The organism is Hyphomonas sp. (assembly GCF_013823385.1).
Taxonomy (GTDB): Bacteria; Pseudomonadota; Alphaproteobacteria; order Caulobacterales; family Hyphomonadaceae; genus Hyphomonas.
This window is the reverse complement of record NZ_PNMA01000038.1, coordinates 17,823-30,465: the sequence shown is the minus strand read 5'-3', so window position 1 is coordinate 30,465 and position 12,643 is coordinate 17,823. Positions and strand designations below refer to the sequence as shown.

At 59.3% G+C, this 12,643-nt stretch carries 12 protein-coding genes; 9 read left to right on the top strand and 3 right to left on the bottom strand.

Annotated elements, in window-relative coordinates; translation table 11 throughout:
• The 5 genes from trbG to C0456_RS17165 all read left to right on the top strand — a co-directional run.
• On the top strand, positions 1–599 hold a 599-nt coding region (gene trbG, locus C0456_RS17185; RefSeq protein ID WP_291054717.1), incomplete at its 5' end, for a P-type conjugative transfer protein TrbG.
• A complete protein-coding gene (locus tag C0456_RS17180; protein WP_291054714.1) occupies positions 596–1,840 on the top strand; it encodes a TrbI/VirB10 family protein in 1,245 nt (414 codons plus the stop codon). The genes trbG and C0456_RS17180, both read left to right, overlap by 4 nt.
• Complete coding sequence (locus C0456_RS17175) at positions 1,837–2,073, top strand: DUF2274 domain-containing protein (protein ID WP_291054711.1); 237 nt, start codon at positions 1,837–1,839, stop codon at positions 2,071–2,073. The genes C0456_RS17180 and C0456_RS17175 overlap by 4 nt, the downstream gene beginning before the upstream one ends.
• A gap of 3 nt (positions 2,074–2,076) precedes the next feature.
• A complete protein-coding gene (locus tag C0456_RS17170; protein ID WP_291054708.1) occupies positions 2,077–2,388 on the top strand; it encodes a DUF736 domain-containing protein in 312 nt (103 codons plus the stop codon).
• The gene (locus C0456_RS17165; protein WP_291054705.1) at positions 2,385–2,681 is read left to right on the top strand and encodes an AlpA family transcriptional regulator; all 297 of its coding nucleotides are present in this window, start codon (positions 2,385–2,387) and stop codon (positions 2,679–2,681) included. The genes C0456_RS17170 and C0456_RS17165 overlap by 4 nt, the downstream gene beginning before the upstream one ends.
• A gap of 265 nt (positions 2,682–2,946) precedes the next feature.
• On the opposite strand, the gene C0456_RS17160 is transcribed toward C0456_RS17165, so the two are convergent.
• From C0456_RS17160 to C0456_RS17150, 3 genes are read right to left on the bottom strand one after another with little or no spacing between them, the layout of a single operon-like run.
• On the bottom strand, positions 2,947–3,624 hold the full coding sequence (locus tag C0456_RS17160) for a hypothetical protein (RefSeq protein WP_291054702.1): 678 nt from the start codon (positions 3,622–3,624) through the stop codon (positions 2,947–2,949).
• Complete coding sequence (locus C0456_RS17155) at positions 3,611–5,845, bottom strand: Mov34/MPN/PAD-1 family protein (protein WP_367179308.1); 2,235 nt, start codon at positions 5,843–5,845, stop codon at positions 3,611–3,613. The genes C0456_RS17160 and C0456_RS17155 overlap by 14 nt, the downstream gene beginning before the upstream one ends.
• A gap of 13 nt (positions 5,846–5,858) precedes the next feature.
• Entirely contained in the window at positions 5,859–6,965 is a 1,107-nt protein-coding gene (locus C0456_RS17150; protein WP_291054697.1) for a metallohydrolase, read from the bottom strand.
• A 797-nt stretch (positions 6,966–7,762) separates the two neighbouring features.
• Between C0456_RS17150 and C0456_RS17145 the strand changes: the two genes are divergently transcribed.
• From C0456_RS17145 to C0456_RS17130, 4 genes are all read left to right on the top strand, one after another.
• Positions 7,763–8,335 carry a helix-turn-helix transcriptional regulator gene (locus tag C0456_RS17145; protein WP_291054694.1) on the top strand — a complete coding sequence of 191 codons (573 nt, stop codon included), beginning with the start codon at positions 7,763–7,765 and terminating at the stop codon, positions 8,333–8,335.
• Positions 8,328–9,557: a HipA domain-containing protein gene (locus tag C0456_RS17140; RefSeq protein WP_291054690.1), complete on the top strand. Its 1,230-nt coding sequence runs from the start codon at positions 8,328–8,330 to the stop codon at positions 9,555–9,557. The genes C0456_RS17145 and C0456_RS17140 overlap by 8 nt, the downstream gene beginning before the upstream one ends.
• Before the next feature lie 803 nt (positions 9,558–10,360).
• Positions 10,361–11,695: a hypothetical protein gene (locus C0456_RS17135; protein WP_291054688.1), complete on the top strand. Its 1,335-nt coding sequence runs from the start codon at positions 10,361–10,363 to the stop codon at positions 11,693–11,695.
• A gap of 552 nt (positions 11,696–12,247) precedes the next feature.
• Positions 12,248–12,595 carry a hypothetical protein gene (locus C0456_RS17130; protein WP_291054685.1) on the top strand — a complete coding sequence of 116 codons (348 nt, stop codon included), beginning with the start codon at positions 12,248–12,250 and terminating at the stop codon, positions 12,593–12,595.
• The last annotated feature ends 48 nt before the right edge of the window (positions 12,596–12,643 follow it).

The following is a 12,643-nucleotide window of genomic DNA, read 5'->3' as shown; positions in this document are numbered from 1 at the left end:
CCGGCGATACGGTCCGCTGGATTGTCGGGGATACGGCGTCGGGTTCCGGCCGCGCAGCCCGGGCGCATATCCTGGTCAAGCCGGTCGCCGCGGGCCTCCAGACAAATCTGATGATCGCCACAGACCGGCGGACCTATCACCTTGAACTGGAATCCACCCCTGCCACCTACATGGCGGCCCTCTCCTGGCGCTATCCGCAGGACGAACTCGCCGGCCTCACCGCCCGCAATGCGAACGTCGCAGCGCAGGACGCCGTTCCCGTCGAACGCGGCCTCAGCCTTGAGACCCTCAGTTTCGACTACCGCATCACCGGCGACCGCCCGGACTGGACCCCCGTCCGCGTGTTCGATGACGGGCGCCAGGTCTTCATCCAGATGCCAGCAGGCGTCGCTGCCTCCGAGATGCCGCCCCTCTTTGTGCTGTCATCCGGGGGCACGGCCGAACTCGTCAACTACCGGGTCCGCGGACCCTACTACATCGTCGACCGCCTGTTCACCGCCGCCGAGCTGCGTCATGGGACAAAGCCCCAGACAGTCGTGCGGATCTCCAAAACGGCGCGCAAAGGCTCAAACTCCCGCTGGAAGAGGGTGCGCCCATGACCCAGCCGCCGCCTCTCAAGGAAACCGCCCGCCAGCTGGAGATCCGCTCGGCCCCGAAGCCGGCCACCCGGATCAACCGCAAGCTCCTGCTCGCGGGCGCAGGTCTCGGCGCGCTGGGCCTCTTCGCCGCCGCCACCTTTGCGCTCGCCCCGCCCCGGCCTCCAGAGCCCGCCCCGCAGGCTGAACTGCTCGCGACCGGTAAGCGCAAGCCCGAGGGGTTCTCGGCGCTTCCGGCCGACTATACCGCCCTCGGGGACGTGCCCGTGCTCGGAACGCCTTTCTCAGGCGATCTCGGCGCGACCATCCGGGCCGCCGAGCAGGCCTATGGCATCGAACCGGACTTCCAGACCGAGTACCGCACCGACTTCCGGTCGCGCCCGGAAGAGGACGCGGCCCGCACCGCGCGGCTGGAGGCCGCCGCCCTGGCCGAGGAGGCGGCCCGCGCGCCGCTCCTGTTCCGGCTCGGCAATGCGGCCGCGCCTGGCCCCGATCCTGCCCGGCCGACAGACGCCAGCTTTGATCTCTCCACAGAGCTCCTCGCCCTGGCGCGGCCATCCCGGGCCGCCGCAGCGAGCCCCTCACCCGATCCAAATCTCCAGTCCCGGAAGACCGCTTTTGCCAGCGACCGCGCGGGGGCCCCCACCTATAATCCCGACCGGGTGCAGGATCCCCTCTCGCCCTACCAGCTGATGGCGGGCTCCCTGATCCCGGCGAGCCTGATCACCGGCATAAACTCCGATCTTCCCGGCACGGTCATCGCCCAGGTCACGCAGAATGTTTATGACACCGTTCGCGGCCAGCATCTCCTGATCCCGCAGGGCAGCCGTCTCATCGGCCGCTACCAGTCGGAAGTCTCGTTCGGCCAGGACCGGGCGCTGGTCGTCTGGGACCGGATCCTGATGCCCGATGGCAGCTCAATCACGATCTCCGAGCCGGGAAGCGACGCGTCCGGCTATGCGGGCCTGAAAGACCGGACCGATCACCACTGGGACAAGGTGTTCGCAGCGGCCGGTCTCGCCACGCTGCTCGGCATCGGCGCTGAACTCGGGCCAGGCGACGACGGCGACATCGAACGTGCGATCCGCCGCGGAACAACCGACACGATCAACGAAGCGGGTCAGCGCGCCGTCGATCGAAGCCTCAGCGCCCAGCCTTCGATCACCATCCGCCCAGGCTGGCCCGTCCGTGTCATCGTGACGAAGGATCTTGTCCTACGTCCTTATAGCGAGACAGGCCGATGAATCTTCGTCTTGGAAAACTCGCTGACCGGACACCGGTCAGACTCACACTCGCCCTTGATCCTGAAACGGCCGCCGCACTGCAGGACTATGCGGCGGTCTACCACGAAACTTATGGCGAAGCCGAGCGCAGCGAAACGCTCGCCGCCGCCATGATCGAAATGTTCCTGGCGTCAGACGCCGGGTTCAGACGGGCCCGGAAGGCCCTGCCCACTAATGCCAGCAAAGGAGACTGACCCATGGCACAGATCGGCGCATTTACCCTGAAGGACGGAGCCTGGACCGGGACCATCCGTACCATGACCATCAACGTGAAGGCACAACTTGTCCCCAACACGGAAAAGGGAAAGAGCAAGGATACGCCAGACTTCCGGCTTTACGCCGGCGGCGCAGAGCTCGGCGCAGCCTGGCGTCAGGACTCGAAGGATGGCGAAACGGCCTACCTCGCTGTGAAGCTCGACGATCCAAGCTTTGCCAAGCCGATGCGGGCTGCCTTCTTCGAAAATGAAGCCGAAGGCACCGGCGTTATGGTCTGGAACCGTCCCAAATGAGCCAGTTCCCGCCGCGCGCGTTCATCCGCATGGTAGCGGAACTGGATCAAGAGGAAGCCCTCCCCGAAGCAACGCAAACCGTTCCGCAGGGTGAGTTGAGATTCCTGTCGCTTCGCGATGTCCTCGACCGGCTGACCATCAGCCGGTCACTTCTCTACGAACTCATCAAGGACCCGATCCAGCCATTCCCAGCACCCGTCCATATCGGCAGGCGAAGTGTCTGGGTGAAAAACGAAGTCGAGAGCTACATGCAAGCCATTCTAGAAACAGCGCGCAAGAGAAGTCTGAGTTGACTGGTACTCAGAGCAACCGCCTGTTTTTTTGCGAACTTTACACGATCCTTTTTGCGAGATCATCAGCGTTGTGCGGCACCAGGTCGTTTCTAAAGGTCCCGATGCTGCGTAGCACCACCGTCAATTCCTTTATCTTCCAAAGCCAGACCTGAGACCTTCGCGTCGCTCATTCAGTTCGATGATCGGAGGCTTTCCTGGACCGGACATCAAAGTGCCCTTATTCGCAGCCGGAGCTTTTTCGGGCGCATATCGGCCTCACGCGACATTAAGACAATGGACCGTCCCCTTGAACTTTCTCTGCGTCTTCCCGCGAGAGCGGGAGTTCAATGAAAGCAAGAAACAGACACCGCGCATAATGCACTCCGTACCGCCACATCCGCACTGCTGCGACGGCCGACAGCGCCAATGCCGCCATCGCCTCGATAGGTAGTCCTCTGCTGTCCAGACAATACCAAATTCCGCAAACCAGGAATGCAGTCGACAGCCCGCGAAACAATCCATACGTCCTGTTGAAGACGTCTACCCGGCCTGCGCGCCCGCCATCACGAACACGGGCGTCTATGCGCGTAACGATCTGACGCCATTGCCGCTTTCCGATCTGACTCAGTGTTCCCGCGCCCGGCTCCATCACGGATACCCTGGTCTGCAATTGCGCAAGCTGGTCTGTCGAAATCAGAGGGCTCGGATCTTTGCGCACCCAATCTGTGGGCATACCCGGCAGGATCCACATTAGCTTTTCCAGCGCATTCCCCCCGGCCTGGGCCAGGTGGCCGAATACGAAGGACGCAAAAACAAATACGCCCAGCCCACCGATCGATATGCCGTCCTGTCCCAGAAGTGACAGGAATGGCGACCATTGGAGCGCGAGCATTCCGGTGATCACGGAGCCGGGCACAATAACGCCGATCACGTCGTAGGCGTCGAAAGTCTTACTGATCTCCATCGGGATCCGTCCTGTAAGGTGCTGGCAACTTCGGCGGCTGCGATATAGCCCGGAACCCGTCATTTCCTTTGACAAGCAGAACCATCGGGCCTGACGCGCCGTCTGCAACCAGTTCGGCGGACTTCCGGTCAATCGCGGAAGGCTCGGCGGCGCCCAGATGGCTGTGCCAGGTGCCCAGCCGCCTCAAAACCCCGGAACTCTCAGCTTCAATCTTCGAAAGTCTGTCTTCCAGACCGGAAGTTCCGAGGATGAAAGAAGATGCCGTTCTCTTGCTGTCGGGCGGAGCGCACACAATGTCCGTGATCACGATCCGCCGGGCTATCAGTGAGGTATACCCAATAATAACGCCGCCCGTTTCCGTGTTCGGATGACTTCCCATATCGGACTTCATCTTTGTAACAACGCGCTCTGGCATCGATACAGACCATCCCTCAAGGCCTTCAACAGGAACGCGGACGAATGGCGAAACTTCGATATGCCGGATATCAAGGCCGAGCGATTCCGTCTTGAGGATGATGCGGATTGATGAGCCATCACCTGGCCGCAATGATCCAAACGTTTCCGTCATAACTGCAGCCTGAACGCTCAGGCGTGCATCGCTCATAATGGTGGTGAAGGAACCGCACCCCTGCCCCAGGACAACCCGGGAAGCCGGGCTTTCTCCGAACAGCAAAGTCCCGAAGGAGCGATCAGTTGAAGCAATGTGATAAAGCTCAGCAACAAGCTCGAGACTGTTGGGATTCTTCGCTGGGCCTTCTATGGCCACGTAGCCAACAGCAGCTCTGCCAAACAATGTCATATCTACAACAGGAGGTATGTCATCATACTCGGTGCGGGACAGGGACTCCCTGACATGAAGCGAAGCTGTCGTATTGACCACCCAGGCCGGCCGTTCGCTGACTTTCATGCCCCTGATTTCCGAGACGAGCTGCCGGTGATCGCCCGTCACCGCACGAGGCCGATTTCCAAAAGCACCCAAAACGCCGGAAAGAGCGTTTGCCTTCCCTTGCAGCCAGCCCGAAAATTCACCGGCCCTTTCGGGATAAAGACTGTGACGGGCGGCGTTGTGAGGCGACAACATAGCCGGATCTGCGACGATGCATGGAGGGTTAGCCTCCCGCGCTAAATGCAGCGCCACTTTTGACCCGAGGCTTCCTGCTCCAAGAAGGGCCCAGGGCGCCATTTCCCTGGCGCCGCTCATCCGGCGGAGGACGCCAGGCTCTACCGAACCGCGCAGTCCAAGCGGCCTGACCACATCGCTCGCATTGTCGAATGCTCCGCCAGTGCGAAGTTGGGGGAGAACATAGCCAAAAATTTCGATGGCACTATCGCTCCCGATCAATGGTCTTGGTCGCCTGACAAGCAACAGCACCACGAGTGGCACGGAGAGTTTGCGATACACCTTTGACGAAACATCAAGGTGCGGGAGCACCTTTGTCAGACGTTCCTTCAGACCAAACAACTCGGCTCGCTGGAGCAGCTCGCCGACATTCTGAACGTCGTCTGGCAGATACTGGTCGAAACTATGATCCGCCTGCGAATTGCCGGCTCCACCCCACACAATCAGGGCAAGACCGATGCCGGACCTCTGAGACGCAGCCTTCAGCGCTTCCCGGGCGGTTGATCGCCTAATCAGTGCACCGAGAAAGTCTTTTCGAGGCTTGCCGTCATCAGATGTCCTGAATGACGTTTCGTAGTAGACATGACCGTCAGTCCTGCCTGCATTTGCACGGATAACTTCTTCATTGAGGAGAAGAAAGTCGTCCACACCGTCTCGCCTTGCGGCCTCCCAACCGGAAGCCCCTGACATCAGCGTACCTTCCGCTGCTCGCGTCAGCCACAACATTGTCTGAGCGGCGAGCTGCGAAAAACCAGACGCTGCGAGAAACTCCATCATGGGCGCGTCTATGACACACGGAACAACCCGTCCGTCCAAAGACAAGTAAGGCTGGATGTGCGGATGTTCCCGGCTGAAATCAGAGCGCAGAGAGATCTCCGGAGGAGACGCCGGAAAATCATCTGGAAAGCCAAGCCTGACTTCTTCCAGCGGACGCACACCTGTAGGGCTCTCGCCCTTAGCGCTCCAACGTGTCCCGAACTCCAGGTCGAACTGAAACATCACGTCTAAACCGCGCGGTGTCTGCTGAGGCTCACCCAGGAGACTAACTCCCGGGTGAGCCGCAAACTGGCGGACCGCGAATGCAACAGCATGAAGGTCCATCGGGATGGCGCCCTCAGCCGTGGCCAATGGGCTGGCTTCCGATAACAGGAGCGGCAACAGTTGCCGGAACTTTCTTCCTGACAAGTTTCACGCCGCCAGGCCTGATATCAAACTCGAGGGGTTCGTCATCATTGTCGGCGACACAGAAGAATACCCCGTCCCGCACCTCATCGAGAATGTCATCATACTCCCGCTTTGCGCGGATGCAGGGCGGGTCGCAGTCGTCGTCAGAAATCGTCTTGGAACTGGCGACAATCACGGCTCCATCCCGCGGCTGTCCAAGTGCCGCGCGGGCATCTTCGCTAACCTCGGCCTCCTCCCCCAGTTCACTCCAGCTGTCCCATGACAGGGAATGCCAACTGCAATGGTGCGGCGCGAGGAGCAGGTCATAAGAGAAATACTCGGACGCATTGCCGGAATTCCGGGTCCAGACACGCTCCCAGATTGCGACCTCCGCGTCTCCGCCCAGGAGAATACGGCCAGCGTCGGCAACGCCACCGCTTCCCAGCTTTAACCGGCATACGATGCTGGAGTTGTTCTTTGTCAGAAGCTCTTCCTCGTCATCGTCAGACGCCGGAAGAGGCGCAATGAGGAGGGCACCGAACGTAGTGTCGACCTCACCATCGATGGCCGTCCAGGTCGCGTCGACCTTGACGAGAATCGCATCCAGCCCATCCGTCTTTCCGTCTACATCCTGCCCCAGGATGAGGATGCGCTCCTGATCGGGGCAATAGCCAAGGTTTCTGTACTGAGCAACCCGCCGGCGGGCCTCAGTGGCCCATGCCTTCGCATCGGGGCAAAGATCAAAGGTCTTCTTCTGCGCGCGGCGGAAAACCGTAGGCGAAGACCACATCTCGCGGATGATGATCTTGCCACTGCCCTTCTGGTAGCTGCTGACTGGCCCCAGGTGGAAGTGACGAAGAAGGCCGCTGCAATGATCCTTGTCAGGATGAGTTAGCATCATCGCGTGGACATAGGGCCGGCCAGAGGCGTCCCTGGGCAACCGCTCCTTGAGCTTCCTGGCCACATCAGGTGTATCATCATCAGCGTTGTCCGCTGCCTGACGGATATTCACATCAATAAGAATGAAGCGGCCGGCATCGGTTCTGACCAACGCCATGTCGCCGCAGCCCACGGGAAAAAAAGAAATTCTGGCAGTCATAAGAGGAAAGTCCTTGTGCTGGAACTTCCTGTCCGGTGACCCCGCAAAACACTGGCACTCAAGACGCTTGTGTGCCAGCGGCCGCGCCGCTAAGGGATCAGTCACCGACTTGGAAGAGTCGGAAAAATACGGGAGAAAGGGCGGCATCCTCGACCTGCAAAGTTAGGTAGCCGCTCTTTCCCCCACTCATTTTTGCGTTGCAGCTTAATCCGATGACGGCCCACCAGTTGATCTGGTCAGAGGGTCGGGCATCAGAGCAGAAAACGCATCGCTCAGCTTTAGAAAAATCGTTCAGCTGAGTTTATTTCAGTCGGTTAAGCCCGACCCGCCATGACCGAATCGATTCGCCCATTCCGCGAGGATAGGATGATTTACGAAACGTGAAAGGTGCATTTTCCTAAATTGCAGAGAAATTCGCCGATTCGGCACGTTTGTCCACATATAGTGCGCATCAGCGAGTGCAGCGCCGCATGTTGTAGCTTCCTTACGAGGACGGCAGGCTGAGAGACCTGCTCATTCCTCGCCCGCGTCAATCCTGCATTGCACTCTGCAGAAAGGCTGGCACTCATGTCGCCGGATACGATCTTGCCACGGGCCTTCTGTCCGGAGGGAATGGCGTGAGGCAGATTGATATATGCGCTTTTAGTCATTTATTTTCATTTTGATGACCTATTCTGCATGCTTTTTGCCCTGGTCATGACCTGTTAAATGTTCCATCATACATCAAACTGAAAAATTATGATTGAGAAGTCATCATGCGCTACGTATTGGAAGAAATGGGCACCACGCTCAAGGCTGCCCGCGAACGTCAGGGCTTAAGTCAGCGCGAGCTGGCAGACGCCGCCGGGACAGATCAGGCGCGTATCTCAAAGATTGAGTCCGGGGACATCGACCTCAGGCTGTCGAGCCTTATGGACCTGACACGCACGCTCGGGCTTGAACTGGTGCTAGCTGACCGGCGCCACCTGCCGGCCATTGAGGCCATCCTGAAGGAGCGCGCCAGCGACGCGGATCCCAGGCAGAAATCACGGGTCATCCGGCGTATCGGGGAAAATCTGCAGAACCTGCAGCGCGCGCATCCGGACGATCGCCAGCTGAAGCAGGCGATGAGCGCCTTGGCCGTCCTGAACATGGCGCGCCTCACGGAAGCGGAACTCGCCTTGCTCGAAGAGGCGAGCGCCAGACTGAACAATGCAAAGCCAGAGGCCCTGGACGAACTGCGGCCGCGTCTCGAGACCCTGATCCGTCTACGCAATGCCAAAGCACACGGCGCCCCCGACGCGCCGGGACAGCAGCCTGCCTACACACTGGACGACGACGATGAATGAGGTCCGCGTTCTCGATGTGCGCCTTTACGGCAAAGTGATCGGCAAGCTGACCCTCCAGCCCGGCGACCGGTCGATCTTTTCGTTTACCGAAGACTATATCGCAGACCCTTCCCGGCCGACGCTGAGCCTGTCCTTCAAGGATCAGGCCGGCGGACTGATTGAACAACTCAGGCCGACCCAGACGAGCCTCGCGCCCTTCTTCTCGAACCTCCTGCCAGAAGGTCCGCTGCGTGACTACCTGGCAAGGCGCGCGGGCGTCAAAGCGGTCCGTGAGTTCCACCTGCTCTGGGCGCTGGGCCAGGATCTGCCCGGCGCCATGGATGTGGTCTCGCCGGACGGACTGAGCTGGCTTGAAGACGTTGACCTGGCAGACGATGCGTCAGACCGGCCGGCAAGTTCCAGGGCGCTGCGCTTTTCCCTGGCCGGGGTGCAATTGAAATTCTCGGCCTTGAAGGCGGCGCGCGGCGGCCTGACCATTCCGGTCCACGGAACGGGCGGGGATTGGATCGCGAAACTGCCGTCGACAACCTATGCCCGGGTGCCGGAAAACGAATTCGCCATGATGCGCCTGGCAGGCCTCGCCGGCATCGACATTCCCGAAATCGAACTCGTGGCGCAGGACGCGATTGAAGGCATCCCGCCTGAGCTGAACCGCATCAATGAGCCTGTTTTCGCGATCCGGCGGTTCGACAGGACAGACGCCGGTGAGCGCATTCACATCGAAGACTTCGCGCAGGTGTTCGGAATCATGCCGGCGAGCAAGTACGAGCGGGCGAGCTACCGGTCGATCGCGAAGGTTCTTGCCATCGAGACAGGCAATCAGGGCGTCGAGGAATTCATCCGGCGTCTGGTGTTCAATGCGCTCATCGGCAATGCCGACATGCATCTGAAAAACTGGTCCTTGATCTACCGCGACCGCCGCACGGCAAGTCTCGCCCCGGCCTATGACTTCGTATCGACCATTGTGTATATCAGTGATGAGTATGCGGCGCTTAAATATGCCCGGACCAGAAAGATGGCAGAGCTCTCGCTGGACGAGCTTGCTTACCTGTCCGCAAAAGCGGGATTGCCGGAGCCCCTCGTCCGGCGCGCGGCCACGGACACGGTAGAACGGTTCCAATCAGCCTGGCGCAATGAGAAAAGGCATCTGCCGCTCAGCCAGGACGCCGTGTCGAAGATCGACGCACATATCGCGTCTCTCGCGATTTCAAGAATAGCGTAAACGAGCCGCTAATCGGCCCTCATGCTGGCTACACCCGCCGGAAGCGCACTGCGCGTTGCTCAAGCGAAGCGGGGAGGCCGAAGGATACATGTCGATGGTCGGTGTTGTAGTCCGATGCGCTTCAGGAAAACTCCAGGCATCCGTGTAAGGATTACCTGCCCTGTCCCTGCGATCGACTCTGAAGCGCTGACAGCGTTGGCGCGCACGTCAGTGACACGGCCTTAACATTCAGTATTCGCCACGCAAACTGCACTTTGGGAGCCAAACTTATGCCAGGTCGGCCTGGTCAGCTTGACCCGACACTTTGGCTCAGGGACATCATATGGCTCGATTACCGTGGAATTCGAAATCGAACCATTGCGAAAAAATCCGTCTGTTGGAAGAATTCATGGCATGGCTCGAGGCTAACAGCCCAGTTTCAATCTACAAAACAATGCGCCAGATTGCATCGTGATCGCCCCCGGCGATAACCAGGGAACGACTTCTCTCCGCGCCGCCGGTCTGCGCCGGTCAAACGCCTGATAGCAGCGTTTCTAGCCAGCCCCGCGCGTTATCCGGCGATGTCGGCAGGTTCAACTGGCAGAAACCTTGCTACAGCAGCGCACAAAACCTCATTCAGCAACTCACCCTCCGAGGGCACACGCGGATCAGAGAGCTGACACAGAGATGTGTGTTGCTGCTGGCCTGAAATGCGTGTTGGCCTGCACGAGTGCAATGCAATACCAGCGATCGGAATCGCGGTACTAAGTATTGGGGGCGCCGGTATTGCAAGAGTTGCAGCCTGTACACTTCAAGGTGATGAAATGAGCGCAGACGAACATGGCTTGCAACCCCCGCCTAGAGCCGTCGGAGAAGATTCAGGGAGCCAGGCCACTCTGCTGGCAGACCGGGCATTGGCCGGAAACTTCAACCAAACCTGCTTCTGCATCACGCTTGACAGGAAAGCGCTCGCGGCGGCGCTACAATCTGCAGCTGGCGAAAGAGCATTCTATGATGTCCATATCGCCAGCCGCCCGCATCTCTTTTCCGATGTGCCGGTTTTCCTGCCCGAGGCGGACCGTGCCGCCATGATGGCAATCGCGGGTGCAATCGAAACGTTGGCGAGCACCGAGAGATACACAAATTCAGTTCTGGCGTGGGCGCCCGAAATTGCGCAGCACGACTTTGGTCCCCGGGGAGCCCTGATGGGCTATGACTTTCATCTCGGAAGCGGTCCGCCCCGGCTGATCGAAATCAACACAAATGCGGGAGGGGCTTTTTTGAACGCTGTTGGCGCACGCGCACAACTTGCCTGTTGTGACGCAGTTCAACCATTCATCAGCGTTTCCGACGCAAGCACCTTTGACCGTGCCGTAGTCGCGATGTTCGAGGCGGAATGGCAACGCCAGCGCAGCACCCTCCGCCCAAGGACCATTGCGATTATAGATGATGAACCTAAGGCGCAGTATCTATATCCTGAGTTCCTGCTAGCGGAGCGTCTTTTTCAAGCTTCGGGTATCGAAGCAATGGTCACGGACCCATCTGAGCTAGCCTTTGTCGAAGGAAAACTGATCGCCCGCGGCCGCGAAATTGATCTCGTCTATAACCGGCTTGTGGATTTCAGCTTGTCAGAGCCTACCCACGCGGTCCTGCGCGAAGCCTACCTTGCGAACGCCGTCGTCCTGACACCCAATCCCCGTAACCATGCGGTATTGGCGCATAAGAAAAACCTGACAATTCTCTCCGATAGCGCCTTGCTCGAAAGTTGGGGTGTCTCTCCGTCTATACTGAAGGCCCTGTCTTCCATTCCCCGTACAGTATCGGTCACGCCGGGGAATTCGTCAGAACTCTGGGCGAATCGAAAGCGCCTGTTCTTCAAGCCCACATCGGGACACGGCGGTAAAGCGGTTTACCGCGGTGACAAGCTGACGCGTTCGGTTTGGGAAGAAATTCTGCAAGCAGACTATATCGCACAGGAACTTGTTGCACCTGGTGAACGCCAGATCCTGCTTGATGGTACGGCGCAGACGCTGAAAACAGATGTCAGGCTTTATACATACAATGGCATGATGCTGCTGGCAGCAGCGCGCCTTTACCGCGGCCAGACAACCAATTTCAGGACAGCTGGCGGCGGCTTCGCACCGGTGTTTTTTATCTGAGGGATGTTGGGCGGCTTTACCTGATATGCGCGTTGGCGCGCTCGCGGATGATGGACGCGTATCGTCCGTTTCCGGACAGCCGTCGACTTCTGGCTTCAGGACAGCCTCGTCCCGCTAAATCGATTCACTTTTCCGGCGCGCCGCATAATCAAAGGGATACCCCCGCCGCGACTGATGAGGGTTGCGGGGAACAGCCGGTTGTCCTTACCCTGTCAAAGCTCGGACCCAGAACCGATGCCTGAACTTACACCTCGTCATTTGAGCAGGTCCGCACACGCTCTGCTCCAGTCAACGTCCTTGTGCATCCGGCTCATGGCGGGCCATTTGATCAATCTTTTTCCGGCCCATCAGGTCCGTTGGACCGAAAGTCCGGTCAGCGGCCGGATTTGCCTCTCGCCCGGGATTCTGCGTCATCCTGCATCCTGCTAATCAGGTTAACTGGAACGCCGAGACGCTCTGAAACGCGATAATATCACACAAGATCAAGCAGATGCGTCATCGTGGCTGGAAGTCCTTAATGACTTCGAAGGAAAATCAGGCTAAGCGAGAAATATGATGAAGGTCGTGCATCTCCTCTTGAAGCGGTTGATGCCCTTGCTGGCTGCAGTCGCCTTTCTGGCATTGCCTGCCAGTGCGGAACCCTTGTGCGACCCGCACGAACAGCATGCATGCGCAGCGCTGCACATGGAATTCCATGAGCATGATGATTTTGGTGCGCACGATCCGGCGTCGCACGAGCATGGTGTTCACTCGCACGGCAACTGCCATGTTCCGATGACCGAGGCCAAGTCCTTTGAGCTTTCGGCTTTGGTGGGCCGGGATGAAGCGGTTCCTGCCCTTCGGGACCAGAGAGCCCGCTCGGCCATTACGCCCGCCCTGGAACGCCCACCCCGCGTCTGATTGCGTCCATTGTTCGCGCTCGCTCCGGCGACCCGCCAGCATATCGAC

What these genes read in the sequence shown, in the direction of transcription:
- C0456_RS17180 (WP_291054714.1), top strand. Translation starts at nt 596, where the DNA reads ATGACCCAGCCGCCGCCTCTCAAGGAAACCGCCCGCCAGCTGGAGATC.
- C0456_RS17175 (WP_291054711.1), top strand. Translation starts at nt 1,837, where the DNA reads ATGAATCTTCGTCTTGGAAAACTCGCTGACCGGACACCGGTCAGACTC.
- C0456_RS17170 (WP_291054708.1), top strand. Translation starts at nt 2,077, where the DNA reads ATGGCACAGATCGGCGCATTTACCCTGAAGGACGGAGCCTGGACCGGG.
- C0456_RS17165 (WP_291054705.1), top strand. Translation starts at nt 2,385, where the DNA reads ATGAGCCAGTTCCCGCCGCGCGCGTTCATCCGCATGGTAGCGGAACTG.
- C0456_RS17160 (WP_291054702.1), bottom strand. Translation starts at nt 3,624, where the DNA reads ATGGAGATCAGTAAGACTTTCGACGCCTACGACGTGATCGGCGTTATT.
- C0456_RS17155 (WP_367179308.1), bottom strand. Translation starts at nt 5,845, where the DNA reads ATGGACCTTCATGCTGTTGCATTCGCGGTCCGCCAGTTTGCGGCTCAC.
- C0456_RS17150 (WP_291054697.1), bottom strand. Translation starts at nt 6,965, where the DNA reads ATGGCGTTGGTCAGAACCGATGCCGGCCGCTTCATTCTTATTGATGTG.
- C0456_RS17145 (WP_291054694.1), top strand. Translation starts at nt 7,763, where the DNA reads ATGCGCTACGTATTGGAAGAAATGGGCACCACGCTCAAGGCTGCCCGC.
- C0456_RS17140 (WP_291054690.1), top strand. Translation starts at nt 8,328, where the DNA reads ATGAATGAGGTCCGCGTTCTCGATGTGCGCCTTTACGGCAAAGTGATC.
- C0456_RS17135 (WP_291054688.1), top strand. Translation starts at nt 10,361, where the DNA reads ATGAGCGCAGACGAACATGGCTTGCAACCCCCGCCTAGAGCCGTCGGA.
- C0456_RS17130 (WP_291054685.1), top strand. Translation starts at nt 12,248, where the DNA reads ATGATGAAGGTCGTGCATCTCCTCTTGAAGCGGTTGATGCCCTTGCTG.